Annotated in this window: 22 protein-coding genes; 13 read left to right on the forward strand and 9 right to left on the reverse strand. The window is 34.3% G+C overall.

Annotated features, from left to right (window positions below):
• On the forward strand, positions 1-156 hold a 156-nt coding region (locus HPY60_09360; protein NPV51388.1), incomplete at its 5' end, for a proteasome assembly chaperone family protein.
• 55 nt (positions 157-211) lie between these two features.
• Here HPY60_09360 and HPY60_09365 read toward each other — a convergent pair.
• The 3 genes from HPY60_09365 to HPY60_09375 are packed head-to-tail and all read right to left on the reverse strand — an operon-like array spanning position 212 to position 2158.
• On the reverse strand, positions 212-1093 hold the full coding sequence (locus HPY60_09365; protein NPV51389.1) for a RimK family alpha-L-glutamate ligase: 882 nt from the start codon (positions 1091-1093) through the stop codon (positions 212-214).
• Positions 1068-1868 carry a hypothetical protein gene (locus HPY60_09370; GenBank protein NPV51390.1) on the reverse strand — a complete coding sequence of 267 codons (801 nt, stop codon included), beginning with the start codon at positions 1866-1868 and terminating at the stop codon, positions 1068-1070. The genes HPY60_09365 and HPY60_09370 overlap by 26 nt, the downstream gene beginning before the upstream one ends.
• 47 nt (positions 1869-1915) lie before the next feature.
• Positions 1916-2158, reverse strand: a complete 243-nt coding sequence (locus HPY60_09375; protein ID NPV51391.1) for a hypothetical protein — start codon at positions 2156-2158, stop codon at positions 1916-1918.
• Positions 2159-2258: 100 nt separating this feature from the next.
• Between HPY60_09375 and HPY60_09380 the strand changes: the two genes are divergently transcribed.
• The 3 genes from HPY60_09380 (at position 2259) to HPY60_09390 (ending at position 4319) form a co-directional block, all read left to right on the forward strand.
• A complete protein-coding gene (locus tag HPY60_09380) occupies positions 2259-2498 on the forward strand; it encodes a hypothetical protein (GenBank protein NPV51392.1) in 240 nt (79 codons plus the stop codon).
• On the forward strand, positions 2495-2713 hold the full coding sequence (locus HPY60_09385) for a hypothetical protein (GenBank protein ID NPV51393.1): 219 nt from the start codon (positions 2495-2497) through the stop codon (positions 2711-2713). The genes HPY60_09380 and HPY60_09385 overlap by 4 nt, the downstream gene beginning before the upstream one ends.
• A gap of 73 nt (positions 2714-2786) precedes the next feature.
• Positions 2787-4319 (forward strand): serine--tRNA ligase, encoded by a 1533-nt coding sequence (locus tag HPY60_09390; protein NPV51394.1) that lies wholly within the window; start codon positions 2787-2789, stop codon positions 4317-4319.
• Here HPY60_09390 and HPY60_09395 read toward each other — a convergent pair.
• Positions 4306-5487 (reverse strand): MFS transporter, encoded by a 1182-nt coding sequence (locus tag HPY60_09395; GenBank protein NPV51395.1) that lies wholly within the window; start codon positions 5485-5487, stop codon positions 4306-4308. The genes HPY60_09390 and HPY60_09395 overlap by 14 nt on opposite strands.
• Positions 5488-5779: 292 nt before the next feature.
• Here HPY60_09395 and HPY60_09400 point away from each other — a divergent pair, with 292 nt between their 5' ends.
• The 5 genes from HPY60_09400 to HPY60_09420 are packed head-to-tail and all read left to right on the forward strand — an operon-like array spanning position 5780 to position 9078.
• The gene (locus tag HPY60_09400) at positions 5780-6451 is read left to right on the forward strand and encodes a glycosyltransferase family 2 protein (GenBank protein NPV51396.1); all 672 of its coding nucleotides are present in this window, start codon (positions 5780-5782) and stop codon (positions 6449-6451) included.
• Positions 6452-6475: 24 nt separating this feature from the next.
• A complete protein-coding gene (locus HPY60_09405; protein ID NPV51397.1) occupies positions 6476-7432 on the forward strand; it encodes a tyrosine--tRNA ligase in 957 nt (318 codons plus the stop codon).
• Positions 7433-7442: 10 nt separating this feature from the next.
• The gene (gene eif1A / locus HPY60_09410) at positions 7443-7751 is read left to right on the forward strand and encodes a translation initiation factor eIF-1A (protein NPV51398.1); all 309 of its coding nucleotides are present in this window, start codon (positions 7443-7445) and stop codon (positions 7749-7751) included.
• Positions 7752-7754: 3 nt separating this feature from the next.
• On the forward strand, positions 7755-8528 hold the full coding sequence (locus HPY60_09415) for a serine protein kinase RIO (GenBank protein ID NPV51399.1): 774 nt from the start codon (positions 7755-7757) through the stop codon (positions 8526-8528).
• Positions 8521-9078 carry an RNA-processing protein gene (locus HPY60_09420; GenBank protein NPV51400.1) on the forward strand — a complete coding sequence of 186 codons (558 nt, stop codon included), beginning with the start codon at positions 8521-8523 and terminating at the stop codon, positions 9076-9078. The genes HPY60_09415 and HPY60_09420 overlap by 8 nt, the downstream gene beginning before the upstream one ends.
• Here HPY60_09420 and acs read toward each other — a convergent pair.
• Positions 9075-11033 (reverse strand): acetate--CoA ligase, encoded by a 1959-nt coding sequence (acs, locus tag HPY60_09425; GenBank protein NPV51401.1) that lies wholly within the window; start codon positions 11031-11033, stop codon positions 9075-9077. The genes HPY60_09420 and acs overlap by 4 nt on opposite strands.
• Before the next feature lie 151 nt (positions 11034-11184).
• Positions 11185-13161 carry an LUD domain-containing protein gene (locus HPY60_09430; GenBank protein NPV51402.1) on the reverse strand — a complete coding sequence of 659 codons (1977 nt, stop codon included), beginning with the start codon at positions 13159-13161 and terminating at the stop codon, positions 11185-11187.
• Between the two features lie 225 nt (positions 13162-13386).
• Here HPY60_09430 and HPY60_09435 point away from each other — a divergent pair, with 225 nt between their 5' ends.
• A complete protein-coding gene (locus tag HPY60_09435; GenBank protein ID NPV51403.1) occupies positions 13387-14871 on the forward strand; it encodes a CoA-acylating methylmalonate-semialdehyde dehydrogenase in 1485 nt (494 codons plus the stop codon).
• A gap of 22 nt (positions 14872-14893) precedes the next feature.
• Here HPY60_09435 and HPY60_09440 read toward each other — a convergent pair whose 3' ends face one another.
• Positions 14894-15355, reverse strand: coding sequence for an Lrp/AsnC family transcriptional regulator (locus HPY60_09440; protein ID NPV51404.1), 462 nt, complete (start codon positions 15353-15355; stop codon positions 14894-14896).
• A gap of 66 nt (positions 15356-15421) precedes the next feature.
• Positions 15422-15826: a DUF3887 domain-containing protein gene (locus HPY60_09445; GenBank protein NPV51405.1), complete on the reverse strand. Its 405-nt coding sequence runs from the start codon at positions 15824-15826 to the stop codon at positions 15422-15424.
• 146 nt (positions 15827-15972) lie between these two features.
• On the opposite strand from HPY60_09445, the gene HPY60_09450 reads away from it, so the two are divergent.
• The 3 genes from HPY60_09450 to HPY60_09460 all read left to right on the forward strand — a co-directional run bounded on the left by HPY60_09450 (position 15973) and on the right by HPY60_09460 (position 20262).
• Positions 15973-17190, forward strand: coding sequence for a tyrosine-type recombinase/integrase (locus HPY60_09450; GenBank protein ID NPV51406.1), 1218 nt, complete (start codon positions 15973-15975; stop codon positions 17188-17190).
• A gap of 213 nt (positions 17191-17403) precedes the next feature.
• Positions 17404-19245 carry a B12-binding domain-containing radical SAM protein gene (locus HPY60_09455; GenBank protein NPV51407.1) on the forward strand — a complete coding sequence of 614 codons (1842 nt, stop codon included), beginning with the start codon at positions 17404-17406 and terminating at the stop codon, positions 19243-19245.
• Complete coding sequence (locus HPY60_09460; GenBank protein NPV51408.1) at positions 19246-20262, forward strand: hypothetical protein; 1017 nt, start codon at positions 19246-19248, stop codon at positions 20260-20262.
• 17 nt (positions 20263-20279) lie between these two features.
• On the opposite strand, the gene HPY60_09465 is transcribed toward HPY60_09460, so the two are convergent.
• On the reverse strand, positions 20280-20648 hold the full coding sequence (locus HPY60_09465; protein NPV51409.1) for a helix-turn-helix transcriptional regulator: 369 nt from the start codon (positions 20646-20648) through the stop codon (positions 20280-20282).
• Positions 20649-20911: the final 263 nt, after the last annotated feature.

Here is a 20911-nt window from a genome sequence, read left to right on the forward strand (position 1 = left end):
GTCGATATATTGGAACTTGAAATAAACATGGAAGAACTTGATAAGAGAGCAGAAGAAACTGATAAAGCACTTTCAAAGATACAAGAAATGCAGAAGAACATGACTGAATATCAGACACTGCCGCCTGGAAATGAAGAAACAGGTTACATAAGGTAATTAACTTATTTCTTAGTTTTTCAGGGATATATTTATTAGAAAGTGGTAAATATTTTTATTTACTTTTTCCCTGCATCAAATGATTGATTATTCTCTCATAGATGTCGGGATAACGCTTATCTTCCCCGCCATCTAGTGAAGGATTGTCGTTAACTTCAATAACATATAGCGATCCATGACTTTCTTTAATGTCCACTCCATATAGGCCATTTCCAATAGCATTGCCTGCTCTTATTCCAACATCAATAATCTCCTTAGGGACTTCTTCTTTAGGAACACTTACAACATCGCAATAAACCAAATGGCCATTTACGGAAGCCTGTATCTTAAAGGTTTCATTAGGTATTATATACTTACAAGCATATAACAACTCTCCATTAAGGACACCTATTCTCCAATCAAACTTGCTGTCAATGTATTCTTGGACTACAACCCAATCAGAAAGTTTTATGAATCTTCTTGAAACTTTTATGAATTCCTCTTTTGTATATACTCTCTCGACTCTTGCTGAAAATGAAGTCGATGGTTCTTTTAGGATTATAGGAGGATTAAACATTTTGAATACTTCTTCTAGATTCTCTAAAGTTACTTCTCCTTTTTTCATGAAAATTGTTTTTGGCATAGGCACATCTTTTTTCATCAGGTGAAGATACATATTAATCTTGTCTGAACATATTCTTATAGAATTTGGATCATCTATTACAGGAATCCCTTTTAATTCTGCAATTCTCGCTGCTACATAACTAATATTCATAGAGTCTGTCCTTGCTCTAATAAAAAGTGCATCAAGTCCAGATATTTTTTTTATTTCTGTGGGAAATATAAAATAGGCTTCGTGCCCCAGCCTTTCGGCTTCTTCCCTAAATTTAATTAGAGAGATAAGCTGTACAGAGCTACTTAGGGTTTGCCTATCAACAAAAATTCCTAATTTCCCCATTTTCTATCCCAATCTCGACCCTTGCTTTGAATTCTTCTTTTTCATTACTAGATATTTCCGAGTTTCTCATAGGAGAAATTGAAGATAAGTAGTATTTTTCTCCATCATATATGAGAATTATCTTAGCAACTGGTATTTCAAATATTTCATATATTTTCATAAGTAGAGCACAAATTTCAGGGTCTGTTGTAGTATTTTTTCCGAATAGAGTCGAGAAAGTTTTTATTTCGGCGTTAGGAGGTAATCTTTGGAAACAGAAAGGATATTTTCCCCCATGTGTAACTTTTTTTATTACTTCCTTTGCAGAGTCTAAATCTGTAACAACTTCAAACTTTGACGAATCTGAATAATAGTTAATTCCATAGATTATAGAGGGCAAGGGGCAATAAGTATCGGAGATCCCCCATTCACAGACAGGTATGCCAGCAATATCTGCTTTTGTTAGGCATATTGGAACAACGTAGGCATCAAGTACTTCATCACTACTTGGTGTTATCTTGAATCCATTCTGATTTTCTCTTAGAACGATCCTATAATAGGACTCAGTTTTATAGTGGTATTCGTTACTTAGAACAAATAAATTGTTGCCCGAGTACATCTCAGTTATGTCTCTATCAAAAAGACTTGCCTTTTTATGCAAAATTCCAGCACCTTTTTTTTGGGATTTGGAATTACTATCTTCATTTACCTCTAAAAAATTAACAAAAGGTGGAGCAAAATTATTAATCGTTTTTACATCACAACTATTTGACGCATCATCATCTTCTGATTCCATAAAAACAGCCAGCTGGGATCTCTCCCTACACCATCTCCGTGTTATACTTATCTTGCGTAGAATTCACCAACTTCAATAGAAGTTATGTCTAGATATTTCAAAACAAATACAATGCTATTTTTTCTTGCAAATACTAAATTTGATAAAAAAGAGCCATCTGATACTTTGGATAATATTGTCAAAAAGTAACCTAGTGAGGTTAGAAAGGCCGTGGTAATGAATGTCCAGGAAGGAACAAGTATTCTCTTTTCCTTGTCTAGCAATTTTATACAGTGTAATGGTGTTTCCATTGTACCTAATGATGATTATCGGAAACTATTTTTAAATCTTTCTATAGAGATTCATCTAAATCGAATAACTTTTATATAACTACTTAATGTATTCATATTAATGGTATCTACAAAAAATAAAAAGAAAAATATAGAAATTAAACCCCGAGATCCCTATAAAAATTTTAGAATATTAACATTTTTTATAGGAATATTATTCTTTTTGGTCGGGATGAGATCCCTATCCTTGGGGGATTCAGCAGGCGCACTTTTAAACGGTATAGCGGCATTATTATTTTTGATGGCCTCATACACATTTTTTAGAAAGAAAAAAGATTTGAAAAAAGTGGATGAAAAATGAAAAATCTTACAATACCATATATTATTGTTGGAGCCTTAATTTATATTCAAGGCATAAGGGTGTATTTTGAAGGAGATTTTACCTCTATGGTTATTTATACCTCATTAGCTTGGGTATTATTCCTTATGGCTTTCTTTTCACATAAGAACAAGAAAAAACCAAAACAGACTGACCTGATTGGGGAACCATTTGTGAACGGAGGCGATCTGTCTTAGTTCATTTAAAAATATTTTTCTAAAAAAGTCAATACTTTTATATATAATCAAATAAAGTTGGTGCTGTGATATAATGAAACTCCAATTAAATGCCGAGTACCTCCTAAGCAAACCGCTAACAGGAGACGGAGTTCAAAAAATAAAAAAATATCTTGCTGAAGAAACTAAAGAAATATTGGTCAAAGGATTACCGAAAGATAAACTTTCAGAATCACCAAGGATACTTGATTCAAAGATCTTAGATGATTCAATCTCAGTTATTATCGAAAGTGGGACATATGTCCGATCCCATGCAGTTGCTATAAGACTTAAAAATTCACTATCTATGCTTCTCGGAAAGGAGTTTAAGGTTGGGATTAAAAAAGTTGTTGGTAAAAAATATACTTTGACCCTAGAGCTTGAAAAAATCCCAAAGGATCCAATAAATATCCCTTTCGTGGATAATATATCTATACAAGATAACAATGCAATATTAATTCTTAATGATTTAGATGAAGAGTTTCTAACAAAAAATCATGTTGATCGTATAATTAATTTGTTCTATGATAAAGTTGAAGCACAGTTCTGGGGAGGAAAGGGCGAACACTGGGAGTTAATTTCAAAGAGTAAAGAAATTGAGCCTTTAACAACAAAAGATCCGACAACAGAGTTATTGGCACTAGGATGGCTTAAGCAAGGTCCAAGTCAGGGCCAGTGGTTTTACCATGCACCAATTGCCACACTTTTACGAACAATGGAAAGGATTGCAGTTGAAGAGATTCTAAAACCGTTGGGATTCATTGAAGTTATAGCCCCAAAACTAGTTCCATTTGAGATTTGGGAAAAAACAGGGCACTTATCCGGGAGTGAACCTGAAATCTATTATGTTTCCCCGCCAATCTCAAGAGATATTTCCGTATGGGAAGAAGTAATTGATTTATACAAAATAACAAAAAAAGCTTACGTTGATAAGATACGTGAAAGGATGAGGGATCCAATAGGGGGAATGACATATGCCCAATGTCCGCCAATGTACTGGGCTTTTGACGGGAAAACTATAGATGATTCCGAATTCCCCGTTTTAATTTATGATAAAAGTGGGCCCTCTTACCGGTGGGAAGCCGGCGGTAGACAAGGCATTGAAAGAGTTAATGAATTCTGGAGGATAGAACCTGTATTTATAGGATATCCAGAGCAGTTGATTGAACTCAAAGAAAAAATGATGGAAAGATATGCATATGTTTTTGATAAAATATTTGAGATTGAGTGGAGGACTGCTTGGGTAACACCATTTTACATGGCTCAGTCAGGTCAAACGGGGATCGAAAAAGAAACAGAAAGAATCAAAGGAACTGTGGACTATGAATCTTGGATTCCTTCAAGGGGAAATAGGGAAGAAAGTGAATGGTTAGAATTCCAGAATCTTTCCATAGTGGGAGATAAATATACCAAAGCCTTTTCTATTAAATCTTCCAAAAATAAAGAGCTTTGGTCTGGCTGTTCAGGCATAGGTCTCCAAAGATGGACAGTATCTTTCCTTGCCCAAAAAAGTCTTGACTCAGATAAATGGCCAAAAGAATTTAAAAAATATTTGGGTGAATTTCCAAGACAAATTAAGTTTGTTTAATATCTTCTCTTTTTTCTCTTTTAAGATATATTAAAAAAACATCTATTAAGGCAAATAAGGCCAGTATATAAAATGCATCCCTCCATGTTAAAATATCAGCGATATAACCTCCTACTGAAACAGCAAAGGATCCAAAACCAAATATGCAAAGAGAACTAAATCCATAGAGAAGCCCTCTTATCTTTGGACTACCCATAGAAGCCGTAAGCATATTTTGAGATGGCTGTGCAGCAAAATAAGAAAATCCCATTAATATTGAAAATAATAAAAAGATTATAGAATTTGATGTATTGGCAATAAATGCAATAGAAATAGAACAAATAAAAGTTAAGAAAAAGAGGGGTTTTTTGTAACCAAATTTGTCAGATATCTTTCCCCCTATAATCTGCCCAGGCATACCGGATACTATTAGAATTGTCGTTATCAAACCCCCTATTAAGACTTTTAAGGATAAGACATCTTTAGCAAAAGTAGTAAGTAATAAAACTGTTCCAGTATAGAATAATCCTCTAAAAAGAAGAATTAGTATATATAAAAGAAATTCTTTGGAAATTAACTTTTTTGTTTCCTCTTTATAGCTAAAATCATGACTTTCTTCTTCATTTATATGATCTTTAATCTTTGAATCTTTAATTGTGAGACTCACTAATAGTAAAATAAATATTGGCACGCTCCAGAATAAGTAAGGATATCGCCATCCAATATATACCCCAACTGCCGCAGCTATTATTGGAGAAGAAGCCTCACCCAAGTTTCCAAGCAATCCATTAAATCCCATAGCTTTTCCCATATCTTTTGGATAAATTCTAGATACGAGTGAGAGTCCGGCAGGATGATAAGTCCCTGCACCCATCCCTAGCAATAAAACTGATAGCCCTAAAGTAAAGGGGCCCTTAGATAAAAAAATTCCTGCAATTGAAACAATGAATAATATTAATCCAATTTTAATGACTTTTAGTGACCCTATTCTATCTGATATAAATCCTATGGGTAAGGCCATAGCACCATACATAAGGAATGAAATAAAGGCAAAAGATGCAGTTTCTGCATTTGTTAGACTTAGGTCTGACCTAATCAATGGCAATAGTGGTGCAAGTGTCAAAGTCATTGCATGAGTTATTGTATGAGAAAAAGAAGTAAAATACAGTATTTTTTTCTTAGAAACCATATAAATTAATTAAAATAATATATTAAAAAAGTTGTGTTTAGCTTCTGAGTGCTGGATAGTACTTCTCTTTTTTTCTCTTTTTGAAATTGACCTTCTGAGGATATGCTCCACTTTTCTTGACGCTCCTCAAAAGATTTTTTATTCTCCTCTTCATGAACTCACCTTTTTCCTAAAGCCTTTTCGTTACCTTATAAAACTTTTTATTATACTATTACAAATTTAATCATTTTGGGCTCTAATAGATATTTTCTTTTATCTTAAGGCTTATAAATCTTCTTTTTATTCTTTTTCCATGGAACGGGTTTCAGTAGTAATCCCTTCATTTAACGTTGAGAAAAGTATCTATGAAGTTGTCAAGAGGATACCCACTGGCATCTTTGAAAAAATAGTAGTAGATGATGGAAGTAAAGATAAAACTGGAGAAATAGCCGAAAAAGCCGGTGCGAAAGTTGTAACCCATAAAGTCAACTACGGTAAAGGAAGGGCAATGAGAACTGGAATCAGTGCAGCAAATGGAGACATAATTGTCTTCCTTGATGCAGATCTTCAACATAAGCCCGAAGATATCCATAAACTCGTTGAGCCAATCCAAAAAGGCAGGGCCGACATTACTATAGGCTCAAGATTTTTGGGAGATACTAAGAGCATGCCGATAGTTAGAAAATTATCGAATACAATCTCTACAGCTTTGATAAGACTATTCTTTGGACTTAACATTAAAGATACACAATCAGGGTATAGGGCCATCAAGCGAGATTTATTAAATAAAATGCATTTGGAGTCGGACAGATATAATATAGAAACAGAAATATTGTCTTATGTGGGAAAGTTTCATATGAAAGTTGAAGAAGTTCCAATTGAGACCATATACGGAGATGAGAAATCACATTTTACGGTATTGGACATTCCTAAATTCTTATATCTGTTATTTTATCTTAAATATCACAAAATGAGAAAGAAATAAATACTAATAATATAGGTGTTCGCCATGGATAATAGATTAGAGATTATAGCTAGAAACGCTGAAGAAGTAGTAACTGAAGAAGAGCTCATGGAGCTATTGGCTACGAAAAACGAACCGGTTTGCTACTGTGGTTATGAAACTTCTGGTGATGTTCATCTTGGTCACCTTGTGACAATGTCGAAATTGAAAGATATGGAAAAAGCCGGATTTAAAGTAAAAGTTCTATTCGCTGATTGGCATACTTGGCTTAACAGAAAGGGCAACTGGGAGTGGATACATGAGCAAACTTCAATTTGGGAAGAAACGTTTAAGGCATTTGGACTCAGATCAGCTGAATATGTATTAGGATCTTCTTTTGAAAGGTCATTAGATTATATTGATGATGTATTCAATCTTTCTTTAGATACAACTATAAACAGAGCATTAAGAAGTATGCAGGTGATTGCTAGGGACATTGAACATGCAAGAGTGTCTCAAGTTTTATATCCGTTTTTACAGATTGTAGATATAAAATATTTGGGGGTCGATGTGGCAATTGGAGGAATAGAACAGAGAAAGATTCATATGCTAGGAAGAGAACTTTCTTCAAAAATTGATTACAAGCCATTTGTTTGCTTACATACCCCACTTATTTCATCACTAACAGGACCTGGCGATAAAATGAGTTCTTCAAAACCAGAAAGCATGATATCTGTGAGGGATGAAGAGCTAGCTATTAAGGAAAAAATTAATAAGGCATACTGCCCCGTGGGGGTAAAGGAGGAGAATCCTCTACTTCAAATAGCCCGTCTTATACTCTTTCCAAAGATTACCGGCGCTTTTGAGATTAAAAGGTCGGAGAAATACGGGGGCAATGTAGAGTTTGATTCCTACGACTCACTTGAAAGGGCTTACTTATCTAAGGAAGTTCATCCAATGGATTTAAAGAAGTCCGTTATCGATTATCTTGTTGAGATTATAAGTGAGATAAGGTCTATATAGGAGGGATTATCTGAAATACGTAGCACGTGGTAATGAAGAAGAACAAGTCCAGAGAACTAGAACACCTCAGAAAGGAGAAGTACTAGGCGTCGTTGATCAGATGCTCGGTGCAGGTAGAATGAAAGTAAGGTGTACAGATGGAAAAGAGAGGATTTGCTCAGTTCCAGGGAAATTTAAGAGAAGATTATGGATTAAAATGGGCATGGTTGTCCTAGTAGAACCATGGGAAATTAAGGGTGACGAAAGAGGAAATATCATATACCGATACTCAAGAGCCCAAACTAAATGGCTAATTGATAACGGCTACATGACTCTTTAGATTATGGGCATTATTGAAGATCATATAGACGTTTACGAAAGAAGAGAAGATATTAAGAATCTAAAACGTGAAAGAGTCAATAGAGATTCTGATATTTTTAAGGTTAGGGATGAAGTTTTTGATCAATCAACGCGTCTCACACTTTTTAAACTTATGAATAATGGATATATTGAATCTTTAAATGGTGAAATTGCAACAGGTAAAGAAGCAAATGTTTTTTATGGAAAAGATGAGAATGGAAAAGAGATTGCAGTTAAAATATATAGAATTGCAACTTCAAATTTTAATAAAATGTATTCTTATCTCATAGGAGATCCAAGATTTTACCATACTAAAAAAGATAAGCGAAGTACCGTCTTCGCATGGGCAAAAAGAGAATATAAGAATCTTAAAATAGCAAGTGAAGTTATTAATGTTCCAAAACCGATTATAACTAGAAATAATGTTTTGATAATGGAATTCTTAGGTAAAAGCATGAAGGCATTTCCAACTTTAAAAGAAGTAAACTCAAAAGAACCAGAAAAAGAATTCAATATTATATTAGAAAACATTGGGAAACTATACAAAGCTGGTTTAATTCATGCTGATTTAAGTGAATATAACATTCTTATGGGGAAAAAGATATATTTTATTGATTTTGCACAAGGTACAATAAAAAATAATATCATGGCTCAAGATTTTCTGAAGAGAGATATAGAGAACATCTCTCGTTACTTCTCAAATTATTTTGAAGTTCCAGATGTAGAAGAATCATTAAAGGGGATTTTAAATGAGTGAAGAATTTGTAAAAATACCTCAAGATAGGCTAGGCGTTCTTATTGGAAAAGATGGAGAAGTTAAGAGACATATTGAGAAAAGACTTTCAGTAAAACTTGAGATTGATAGTGAAGAAGGACTAATTAATATTTTTCAAAAAGATGGTGCTGAAGAGCCTCTTAATATATGGAAAGCGAGAGATATTGTTAGAGCAATCGGTAGAGGATTTCCTTTTGAAAAAGCTTCGAAAATATTTAATGACAATAATATCTTTGAAATGCTTTATCTGCCGGACTATCTTGGAAAATCTTCCAAAGCATGGGAAAGACAAAGAGGGAGAATAATTGGAAAAGAAGGAAGCACAAGGAAAACAATTGAAGACCTTACAAATACTGACATTTGTGTTTACGGAAAAACTGTTTCCATAATTGGAGATTTTGATGGCGTTGCCGATGCTAGAGAAGCCTTAGAAATGATACTAGAAGGAAAACCTCATTCAATTGTATACAAGTATTTAGAGAAAAGAAAAAAAGATAAAGTAAGAGATTTTGAAGGTAAGTTTGATATTTAACCCTCAATATTCTCATACTGTTTTTTTAGATTATCAATTACTTCTGGCTCTGTGAGTGTTGTTGTATCTCCGAGAACTTTACCTTCTGCAATGTCTTTAAGTAGTCTTCTCATTATTTTTCCACTTCTAGTTTTTGGTAATTCACTCGAAAATATAATTTTCCTTGGTCTTGCTATTGGGCCTATCTTTTTTACAACATGCTCCCTTATAGAATCTTCAAGATCAAAGTCTTTGTCTACATTATCTTTCAAAACAATGAATCCTACAATTGCTTGCCCAGTGATTTCATGAGTAATTCCTACAACTGCAGCTTCCGCAACCGAGGGGTGAGATACCAATGCACTTTCAACTTCCATAGTCCCTACTCTGTGTCCCGCAATTGAAAGAACATCATCTACCCTTCCAAGAAGCATTAAATAACCTTCGCTATCTCTTCTTGCACCGTCACCTGTAAAGTAATACTTTCCATCCCATTTACCCCAGTATTTTTCAAGGTATTTTTCTTCGTCTCCATATATTCCTTTTAACATTGAAGGCCAAGGACTTTTTAGAACAAGATATCCTCCTTCATCAGGTTCGACGGGCTCTCCGGCCTCATTCAATATATCTAGAGAAACGCCTGGAAAAGGGAATCCTGCATGACCTGGTTTCATTGTATGGTATCCAGGAAGTGTTGTTATCATTATCATACCTGTTTCTGTTTGCCACCAAGTGTCTACTATTGGGCATCTTTTCTTTCCTATATGGGTGTAATACCATATCCATGCTTCTGGATTTATTGGTTCACCTACACTTCCCAGTAATCTTAGTGTTTCTAATGAAAAAGGCTTTAGATACTCTGTACCTGCTTTCATGAAAGCTCTTATTGCAGTGGGGGCAGTGTAAAATATTGTAACCCCATATTTGTCGATAATTCTCCAGTATCTATCCATTTCTGGCCAATCTGGAGCTCCTTCATACATGAATAGAGTTGCCCCAACTGCAAGAGGGCCATAGACAATGTAACTGTGGCCGGTTATCCAACCTATATCGGCCGTGCACCAAAATACATCTTGATCTTTCATATCAAATATTAATTTACTGGTGGTATAAACCCCAGTTAAATAGCCTCCAGTAGAATGAAGAATTCCCTTAGGTTTACCAGTTGTCCCTGATGTATATAAGATGAATAGACCATCGTCAGAATTCATCTTTTCAGGCTCGCAATAAGGATCGACTTCATCTTCAAGTTCATGCCACCAGAAGTCTCTTCCTTTCTTGATCCTGAGAGGGAACTCTCCCCTTTTTATAATCAATACATTTTCAATAGATGGCGTATCCTTAACAGCATAATCTGAATCGTGTTTTAATGGTATTAAGCTACCTCTTCTATACCCTCCATCTGCAGTAATCAATAATTTTGCCTTGCAATCATTTATTCTATCTCTCAAAGCTTCAGAACTAAATCCTCCAAATACAACCATGTGAATCGCACCAATTCTTGCACATGCTAACATGGCAATTACTGCCTCAGGAATCATGGGCATGTAAATAGCTACCCTATCCCCTTTGCCAACTCCAAATTTTTTTAAAACATTGGAAAATTTATTTACTTCCCTATAAAGATCCCAGTAAGTAAGGGTTTTTGTATCTCCGGGCTCTCCTTCCCATATTATAGCTGCCTTGTTCCTTCCACCATTTTTAATATGTCTGTCTACACAATTATAACATGCATTTAGCTCTCCATTAACAAACCACTTCGAGTGAGGTGGATTCCAATCTAGTACTTTTTCCCATTTTTTATACCAGTGAAGTTCAGAGGCATAGCTTTCCCAGAATTTCTCAGAATTTTTAGATGCATTTTCGATTGTTTCTTTACTAGTAATATGAGCTTTCTTTTTAAATTCTGTTGAAGGGTAAAATCTTCTAAATTCAGTTAATAGCCCCTCAAGCGACTTCCCCTTTACAGATACCATGTTAAACTCCCCATATTTTCTAAATATTTTAACGACTACTTACTTGATTTTCAATCCCTTTATAAGTTTTTCTAATATTTAATAAAAAATTAAAACAAAATACGTTAATATTCTATAATTATCGGATAAAGTTCAAAACAAAAGTAGAGTATTAACTTACATACTCTAAAAGTAACTCAGAAAGATCAATTATTTTCATTTCTGAAGCATCTTTTAGATTTCTTTTACAGAAAGGGCATGTAGAAACTATAATCTCGGCTTCAATTTCCTTTGCATCATTTATTCTTTCTATTGCCATAGAATTAGAGAGATCACCGAATAAGGATTTAACACCACCACCAGCACCACAACATCTTGAGTCTTCCTTAGCTCTTTTCATTTCAACAAATTCTACATTTGGAAGCTTTTTTATTATTTCTCTTGGCTCTTCATAGATTTTAAGATGCCTTCCCATATGGCAAGGGTCATGGAAAGTAACTTTAAAATTTTTACTGCCTTTTAGTTTTAATCTTCCTTCTTTTATAAGTTCAAGGAAGTACTGTGAAGAATGAATAAATCTTAGATTAATATCTTCAAAATTTGGATAATCCTTAATGAATGTTCTAAGACAACCTGCGCATGAGAATATAACAGTTTTAGCCCCAGTATGTTTAATTTTTTCTAGATTTTCTTTTGAAAGTTCTCTAGCTATTTTTTTGTTCCCTGTTCTTAAGGCAACTGAACCACAACATACTTCGTCAACTAGGGCATATGAAACATTTGCTTTTTCAAGAAGTTTTATAGTAGAATCTGCAATATCATTTTCCCTATATAGCCCCATACAACCTCTGAAATAAACTATCTCGTTTCCTTCTTTAATTTGTTTATGAATTGATTCTCCAAATGGATTCTTAGTTTTTTGAATATTTTCCATTATTTTCTCATGAGTTGGGAATAATACGCCCATTGAAGAAACTTCTTCCCTTAGTCTTTCTGAATATTCAGCATTTCCAATTCCAACAGGACAAGATATTTCACATGTATTGCATGTTGTGCAGAAGAAAAGTCCATTTTCCAAAGAGGTATCTGAATTCTCTAAAAAATAAGATGCAGAGGTACCCCTCCCCCCAAGATAACCTTTATAGCCGTACTCGTTTCCAACAACATAATATACTGGGCAGTCGAGAAGGCAATTTCCACAGCCTATACAATAGAATAAATTCTTGTAACCCCTTTCTAAGGCCTCAGTTCTCCCATTATCAACAAGAACTAAAATCACTTCACCCGGGCCTTGCATACCCTTGAATAACATTTTTTCTATATCTGCAGTCTTTGAGATGCCGGCTATAATTTCAATATATGATGTTATTGATGCGCCTGTTGCATAATATGTACAGAGTTTAAGCATATTAATAGCTTCTTCGATATTAGGATAAAGTTTGTCTATTGAAGTAACTATTATATGTTTTTTCTCCCTCATTTGTACAAGATTAATGTTGCCTTCATTGTTTATGATTATCACAGCGCCTTCTTCTGCACATATTGCATTTGCGCCAGTAATACCTATTTTTGATTTTTCTATATACTCCCTTATTTTTTGTCTACCAATTTTTGTTAGAACAAGAGGATCTGGTTCAAGTTCTTTGTTAAAAGATTCAGAAAATATCTTGGCGATATCATATCTAGAAAGATGGCATGCAGGGCCTGTAGGGTGGGCAGGTTTTTCTGTAGAAAGTTGAATTATATAATCCCCAAGATCTGTTTCAATAACTTCTACTCCATTTTTTTCTAAATGTTCATGAAGACCTATCTCTTTTGTAACGTTTGATTTTGATTTAACAACGAGTTTTTCATTGCCCATCTCATTTAGTATAAAATCTACAGCATCCTTTTTTGTATTAGCGTAAAATACTCTAAAACCATTCTTTTCAAAATTTTTTATAGCCTGTGATAAAAGCTCTTTATTACCAATTGAAAAATCTCTTATTTTTTTTAGTCTTTCTTTCCTCTCATTTAAATCAGGGAATAAAACTTTATTTTCATTTTGCCTGTCTCTAGTTGTCTTGAAGGCCTTCCTTAAAGCAATAAGCTTTTCTTTATTTTCCAAAGGTTCATTTATTTTATTTTTTAGATAATCTTCAGTAATCACTCTACACCAGAACTATAATTAAGTTATAAGTTTTACTACCTAATTTAAAACAAAACCAACCAAAAGTTTTAAATATATATTCAAATTGTTCAATTTGGAATAATTCAAGTGATGTGATGTTCTTTTCATATCGAAAGTTTTATAAAAGATTGGAGATACGTCAAAATCAACTATAAATATTTAAATTAGTTCCAAATAATATCTTAAAACTATGGAGGCAGTTAAATGGATGTCAAAGTTTACAAAAATTATGTAAACGGAAAATGGGTCGAACCCGCGAACAATGGATACGTGGACATAGAAAATCCAAGTACCGGTAAGATTATAGCGAAAGTTCCACTTTCAAAAAAGTCTGAAGCTGATAAGGCTATTGATATTGCCCACGAGGCATTTAAAACTTGGAGCCAGACACCCGTACCAAGGAGGGCAAAACCTTTATTTAAATTAAGAGATCTTTTGATGGAAAATGAAGAAGAAATATCTAAGATCTTAGTTGAAGAGATGGGAAAATCTCTTCCAGACGCAAGAGCCGAAATGAAGAGATGTTTTGAAAATATTGAAGTTGCCTGCGGAATGCCAATGCTCCAGCAGAGTGATAAAATCATAGGAACTTCATTTGGAATTGATGGTGAAGTACTAAGACTTCCAATGGGAGTTTTTACAATTGTAGCACCTTTTAATTTCCCTGCAATGGTTCCATTTTGGTTTATACCATATGCAATAGCAACAGGTAACACCGTAATTGTAAAACCATCAAAACAAGTTCCTGGAACAATGATAAAGATTACAGAGTACATGGATAAAATAGGCTTACCTCCCGGAGTATACAACGTAGTGAACGGTGACAGAGAAGTTGCAGATGCATTTATTGATAATCCAAAAGTAAAGGGATTCTCTTTAGTAGGATCCACAAACGTCTGCAGAACTGTAGCAGAAAAATGTGCAAGAAATAACAAGAGATTCCAAGCAATGGGGAGTGCTAAGAATCATCTTATCGCAATGCCTGATGCCAAAATAGATGAAGTAATAAGAAATATGATGACTTCATGTTTTGGATGTGCAGGGCAGAGATGTATGGCATCTTCTGTGCTTGTAGGTGTAGGAGACGAGATGTATAAAACAATCTGCGATAAATTCACCGAAGCTGCAAAGCAAGTTATTGTCGCAGACCCTCTTGACCCAAGATACGCAGAGGAGCCAAATTTAATGGGGCCGGTAATCTCAAAACATGCCTTTGACTTTATTAATAAAATGATTGATGTTGGTATAAAAGAAGGGGCAAAGTTATTGCTTGACGGAAGGGGTATTAAAGTGCCCGGAAATGAAGGCGGCCACTTCATAGGTCCAACAATCTTTGCTGATGTTAAGGAAGGAATGGAAATCCACAAGACCGAAATATTTGGGCCTGTAGTTTGCATAATGAAAGCAAAGACTCTTGATGAAGCAATAGGCATAATCAACAGACATCAGTACGGTAACGGTGCATCAATTTATACCCAAAACGGTTACTGGGCTAGGGAATTCAAACTTAAGACAGAAGCAGGAATGATTGGAGTTAATATAGGTATACCTGCACCAGTAGCATTCTTACCATTTGGTGGAATGAAGAATTCTCAGTTTGCAGATATAAAGGCTCAAGGAAAAGCCATAGTTAACTTCTACACAGAAGATAAAATTATTACTGAAAGATTCTGGCCAGAAGAAGATTAAATTTTTTAATTTTTTTAAATATTTATATATCAACTCGGATATCTTCTTTTATCTTTTTTATTATAACATGGGTGTTTGACCTTTCTATTTCTTTCATTGAAATAAATGTTTCAACAATTCTATTTAGATCATCTTTATCCTTTGCCCGTATCAAAACAACAAAATCATGTTCCCCTATAAGAAAATAGACCCCCCACACACCTTGAATATTCTTCAATTTGTCGCCTATATATTCTACATAGCCTGGATTGTAGTGGGCCCTAATCAAAGAAACAGCAAGGATTCCCATTCCAACTTTTTCAGGGTCTACAATCGCAGCAAATTTTTTTATAATGCCTCTTTCCTTTAAATTCATTACCCTATAGTGGATTGTTGATTTTGAAACTCCTAGATCTTTTCCCAAGTTTTCAAAACTAATTTCTGAGTTATCTTGTAAAGCGTTCAATATTTTAATATCAATTTCATCTAAATTATTGTTTTCCATGACTATGTTAAATCAATGTTCATTTAAAAGATTACTTATCTCAAGTATAATGGGAAAAAATAATTTTTAATAAAATCTTATCTTTTTAATTTTATATTCCTCATTTGATAATTCAAATGTTACTGTTATTGCAACGTTATCTCGAGTTTCAAATATGCCCTTATAATGAATTATTACGCCATTAGTTGTTGGCCTGACATCATATACTTCTCTAGATATGTACTTTCCTGGATTTTTATAAAATCCTTCTGTGAAATTAAAAAATGCACTTTCAGGAAAAGATTTTTTATATGCATCTGTATAAAATTCTGTAAACTTTCCATAGTTGTTTTCGTTTAATCCTTCCAGTGTTATATCCATTATTGGGTCGGTCTTTTTTATAGCCGCCTCTTTATCAAAATCTTGGATTATTGTACAACCTGAACATAAAATTGCAAAAAACAATAGAAAAAAAATAATTAGTTTCTTCATATAATCACTAATGTGTTCTACTTTTAAAACTTATTGGGAATTAAAGACTAGAATATTAGATATAAAAAGCGCCGAGGAAGTAAGTCTTCCTAAAGGACAAAATCCCACGGAAAATGTATTTAAATTCGTTACATGTATCGTATTTCATGGGTATATATAATGAAAAAAGAAGACTTGAAAATAATTTGGCCCTCCTCGAAAACTCGTTTATATGTGAAAGTAACAAAAACATAATCAATGAATTCAAAAGCTATCTTATTGCCACAAGAATTGGAATTCTGAGAACTAACAGATATGTGCTTGACCTTAGATTGGTATGCGAGAGGCATAAAGATACACCATTTCCTGATTGGACATCCAAAGATGTAATAGAAGTCCTTGAAAAGGTCGAAATGACGGACATTGCCGCAAGTTCAAAAAATGAGTATCAAAAGACACTGAAGAAGTTCTTCAGGTGGCTAAAGGGTGATGATTGGGAAGGCTTAAGGTATATCAAGGGAAATAGAAAAATATACAAGAAACCAGAGATAGTAACTAAAGACGAGATATTAAGGCTTATCGATGCTGCAAATCATCCTAGAGATAAGGCCTTAGTTGCCCTTCTCTATGAAGGGGGGTTTAGGATTGGAGAACTTGCGTCAATACGATTTAAGGATATTGAGTTCAACAAATTTGGGGGAAAAGTAAGGGTCAGGGGAAAGACAGGGGAGAGGTTAGTGCCGTTTGTATTCTCTGAATCCTACCTCAAAAACTGGATGCAGATGCACCCAAGGAGAAATGAAAATTCTCACCTCTTCATCAGCCTTGGGCCTGCAAGCTACGGGAAACCCCTTCTTTATGAGAGATTTAATCTTATCTTGAAAAACGTAGTAAAGATTGCTGGTATAAACAAGAAAATTTCCCCCCATACATTAAGGCACTCTAGAGCAACACACTTGGCTTCAAAACTTACAGAGTCCGAGATGTGTCACTACCTTGGATGGCAGATGGGTTCAGACATGCCAAGAGTTTACGTCCACCTTTCCGGGAGGGACATCGATAAGGCCATCTACAACAAGGTATACGGCCTAGAAACAGAGGAGCTAAACGAGGTTGATAAGATCCATCCAGTCATATGCCCAAGGTGCAAGGAGAACTGCGGTCCGACTTCAGAGTTCTGCTATCGTTGTGGCATGCCCTTAAAAGAAGAAAAAGTTTACGAGATGGAATCGAACATAAAGAAACTCAGGGAAGAGTTCATCGACATATCAACTGAAAACGTTGAGATGCTAAAGGACCTAAAGACCGCATTAAAATTCATAGAGCTTGTAAAATCAAATCCAGAGATGGCATCATTGGTCAATGAAAAGGTGAAGAAAAGATAGATTAATTCAGAACAATTTATTTCTAATTTCTTTCCGAATTTAATTTGTACCGATCTTGAAAGAAATGATTTTGCATAAATCGCCACATTCTAATTACAAATCTTTATAAATATATATGAAAGTTTAATTTCATATATATGAATATATTATTTCATATATAAATAATTTAATCGTGGTAGTCGTTGTAAAAAAAATATTATCGATGGGATTGATATGTCGTATAAGAAAGTTTTATTGGTAAAACCAAAAGGGAGATCGGGATTAGGCCACTTAACTGATTTAATCCCTATAGGATTGGAATACATTGCCGCTTCAATAGAAAAAGAAGTTGACAATGTTTGGATAATCGATATGGAGTTTGAAAATCATTCCTTCAAGTATTTTATTGATAAATATCAGCCTGATTTGATTGGCATATCCATGTCTGCAACAGAACATAAAGAAGGCTTGTATCTTGCAAAAATTGCTAAGGATAATAACATTACAACCATATTGGGGGGCTACCATCCAACTGCGATAGCCAATGAATTGCTCGCAAGTCCCTATATTGATATGATTGTCAGAGGAGAAGGTGAACTTGCAATGAAAGAACTTGTACAAAGGGGGGATCCAGAAGGGGTCAAGGGAATCTCTTACAAAAAGGAAAATACAATAATTAACAATCCCGATAGACAAAAAATAGAAAATTTAGATTCATTGCCTTTTCCTGCAAGGAGGCTTAGGAAACATCATTACAAGTTCCAGGGAAACAATGGGGGCAGAGAAAAGGATGTTATTTCGATGTCGCGTGGATGTTATGGAGGCTGTAGTTTTTGCTGTGAACCTTATATGAGTGGAGAACTGGTGCGATTTAGGTCGCCGGAAAATATCATGGAAGAAATAATGGAAATTGTATCATTTCACAAAGGAAAGCCATTGCGTATTTTTGTAACAGACCCAAATTTTATATCTGATCCCACAAGAATAGACCATTTATGTGATTTATTGCAAAAACATAAATTGGACATAATATTTTCTATCATGACAAGAGTTGATAGTATTGTACAGCATCCTGAACTTGTCAAAAAAATGTGCGATAGCGGTTTCCTTAATTATGAAATGGGCTTTGAGAGCCCAGATCTAAAAGATTTGAATTGTGTAAATAAGAATATATCTCTTGATAATCAACTGAACGCCGTTAAAATATTGAGGGAGAACGGCGCAGAAGCGTCTGGAACTTTTATAATTGGATTGCCCGGTCAAAAAGAAGAAGACATAAAAAAATTCCCCGCATATGCTAAAAAAATAGGACTTTTGAACTGCGCGTTTGGTATTGCAACGCCATTCCCAAAAACAAAATTCTATGAAAAATTGGAAAAAGCCGACCTAATCTTTGAACAAGATTGGACCAAGTATGATGAAATGCACTCAGTATTTCACATAAATTCATTAACGCCTGAGAAATTGGAATATCTGCAAACATATTGCATGCTAAGATTTTGGACTTTAGATGTTTTATTGGACAAGGCCAAAGTTTTACAGGTAAAAACGGGGCAGAAAAAGAAGTTAAATGTTTTTGTTCATGACCTTATTTCAAAACTAGAATTTCTCAATAATGCAGGTCATGATCTAAGAAAAGATAAAATGGTAGAGCATGTAGGAATCTTTTTGGACGCAGTTATAGATGCCGAAAAAGACGAATGTAAAAAAATATCTATGGACGAGGCCATAGAGATGTCAAAGCTATTAAGGATTTTGGGGCCCCAAGTGATACAGATTAGTTTAAAATACGGAGGTAAATCGGCAAGCTATATATTTAAAACATCAAGCAAAAAAGTTGAGCAAATAAAAACTATTCCTGAAAAGCAAGAAGATGCAACAATAGACATTAACGTTGATTTAAAAGAAGTGGTCAATTCATTCGACAATTATTCCCTTTTTAGCATATCAAAGAACCTTTCTTTAGTTAAGCAGATGCGTAATACTCGAGGTGTTTTTAATTTAGCTAGATTATCTTTTGCACTAACAGCAGTTTTGAGCTTTTCCTATTTGGAAAATAAATTGAGGCCGCGCTAAATGAAAAGCATTAAAAAAATTTGTGAAACTTACAATCTTATAAAAAAACTTTCTTTTATAAACGGCTCTGAAGTAAGCGATGCGCTCTTAACTAGAACAATGTTCTCCTTTGAGAAATTACCCCCTCTGGGCAAAGAATACTGGTGGTTTCTTTTTTTCGGCCAGGATGGGGAAAGGCCCGTGCAACTCACGCTTCTCATATTTAGAAAATATGGAAAGAAAATGTTATTTAACAATAAAGAGATGAGATTCAGCGAATTAAGAGAAGATAGAAATCTAGTGGTGACCTCTGGCTGGATATACGATGGTAATGAGCTTCTTAGTTTAAGGGCTACAAATGCAATTACAGGAATTCAAAAGGAAAAAATTACTTCTGAGCTTTCTAATCGCGTGATGGTATTCAGCGGATCTTTCCCGAATTATAGAATTGGTGTAGGAGACTTGATTAATCTAAAAATGAATAATGGAAATTTTCTTGTAAATAAAGATGCGTATGGGGTGTTTCTGCCTCCCTTGGGCATGGGATGGGTAGATGTATTTTCAGATGCCAGTGGCACTGTACTTGGAAAAGACTTCAAAGGGACCGCACATCTGCAGAAAGTAGTTGGCGTTTCACCATTTGGGCCTTTCCATTGGGGAAGAGTAGTTTTCAAGAATCATTCAGTTTTTTCATTTTTTTGCCTAAAAACTGGAAAAGATTCAAAAACTTTTTTCCACAAATCTATAAATTTTTTTGACACGCAAAATAATACTACCATAAGATTGAATAATCCAAAACTAGAAGTATCAAGAATAGGAGACAACTGGAGTATCAAGGGCGTAGAAAAGAACAAATATGTAAAAGCCGTTCTAGAGATATATGCAACTAATAGATACGACATGAAGGGCGGCGGCTCTCAAGTTTATATCCAATATGCCGTTATCTCCAAAGAACTCACAATAAAAGATGAAAACGCAACAATTACCCTAAGTGATCTGGGCGAAGGGGTAGGGACAATCGAAGACGCATACTGGTAGCCCCATGTGCATTAAAATTAAGGCTTGTTCTCTAGGGCCACTGTAATTTTCCCTAAAATATCTCGTATTTTAGTATCGGCCAATTTCCACGTTTCTTGTATTGGCGTAGAGCTATAGATGTACATTAATCTTTTGCCGCGCTCTATTCTTTTATAAATAAATCCTTCATCTTCTAAAGTTTTAAGATATTTCCTTATTGTCCTCTCTGAAAGATTCAATTCTTTTTCGATTTGCTTTATCGTTAGTGAAGATTTTAATAGAAGGTTATATAAAATAATCTCGTTTGTCTTGAAATCGAGAATATGCAATATAAGATTTAATAATTCAGCTGGTTTTCCCTTCTCTAGTAACTTGTTTATGTCATCAAGATTAATTTTTTTATCCACAATAGACTATGAATTATTCGATATTTAAATTTAGTGTTTGTAAATGCTTTATTGCATAATTATAAAAAAATTACATCCATCTCTAACTTGTATTCCTTTACTAGTCTTTACCCATACTGATGAAGAATTTGCCTCACACAAATCTTTATAAATATATATGAAAGTTTAATTTCATATATATGAATATATTATTTCATATATAAATAATTTAATCGTGGTAGTCGTTGTAAAAAAAATATTATCGATGGGATTGATATGTCGTA

Source organism: Methanofastidiosum sp. (genome assembly GCA_013178285.1).
Lineage (GTDB): Archaea > Methanobacteriota_B > Thermococci > Methanofastidiosales > Methanofastidiosaceae > Methanofastidiosum.

Coding starts and splice junctions, on each gene's coding strand:
- HPY60_09365 (NPV51389.1), bottom strand. CDS start 1,093: ATGGGGAAATTAGGAATTTTTGTTGATAGGCAAACCCTAAGTAGCTCT.
- HPY60_09370 (NPV51390.1), bottom strand. CDS start 1,868: ATGGAATCAGAAGATGATGATGCGTCAAATAGTTGTGATGTAAAAACG.
- HPY60_09375 (NPV51391.1), bottom strand. CDS start 2,158: ATGGAAACACCATTACACTGTATAAAATTGCTAGACAAGGAAAAGAGA.
- HPY60_09380 (NPV51392.1), top strand. CDS start 2,259: ATGGTATCTACAAAAAATAAAAAGAAAAATATAGAAATTAAACCCCGA.
- HPY60_09385 (NPV51393.1), top strand. CDS start 2,495: ATGAAAAATCTTACAATACCATATATTATTGTTGGAGCCTTAATTTAT.
- HPY60_09390 (NPV51394.1), top strand. CDS start 2,787: ATGAAACTCCAATTAAATGCCGAGTACCTCCTAAGCAAACCGCTAACA.
- HPY60_09395 (NPV51395.1), bottom strand. CDS start 5,487: ATGGTTTCTAAGAAAAAAATACTGTATTTTACTTCTTTTTCTCATACA.
- HPY60_09400 (NPV51396.1), top strand. CDS start 5,780: ATGGAACGGGTTTCAGTAGTAATCCCTTCATTTAACGTTGAGAAAAGT.
- HPY60_09405 (NPV51397.1), top strand. CDS start 6,476: ATGGATAATAGATTAGAGATTATAGCTAGAAACGCTGAAGAAGTAGTA.
- HPY60_09415 (NPV51399.1), top strand. CDS start 7,755: ATGGGCATTATTGAAGATCATATAGACGTTTACGAAAGAAGAGAAGAT.
- HPY60_09420 (NPV51400.1), top strand. CDS start 8,521: ATGAGTGAAGAATTTGTAAAAATACCTCAAGATAGGCTAGGCGTTCTT.
- acs (NPV51401.1), bottom strand. CDS start 11,033: ATGGTATCTGTAAAGGGGAAGTCGCTTGAGGGGCTATTAACTGAATTT.
- HPY60_09435 (NPV51403.1), top strand. CDS start 13,387: ATGGATGTCAAAGTTTACAAAAATTATGTAAACGGAAAATGGGTCGAA.
- HPY60_09440 (NPV51404.1), bottom strand. CDS start 15,355: ATGGAAAACAATAATTTAGATGAAATTGATATTAAAATATTGAACGCT.
- HPY60_09445 (NPV51405.1), bottom strand. CDS start 15,826: ATGAAGAAACTAATTATTTTTTTTCTATTGTTTTTTGCAATTTTATGT.
- HPY60_09450 (NPV51406.1), top strand. CDS start 15,973: ATGGGTATATATAATGAAAAAAGAAGACTTGAAAATAATTTGGCCCTC.
- HPY60_09455 (NPV51407.1), top strand. CDS start 17,404: ATGTCGTATAAGAAAGTTTTATTGGTAAAACCAAAAGGGAGATCGGGA.
- HPY60_09460 (NPV51408.1), top strand. CDS start 19,246: ATGAAAAGCATTAAAAAAATTTGTGAAACTTACAATCTTATAAAAAAA.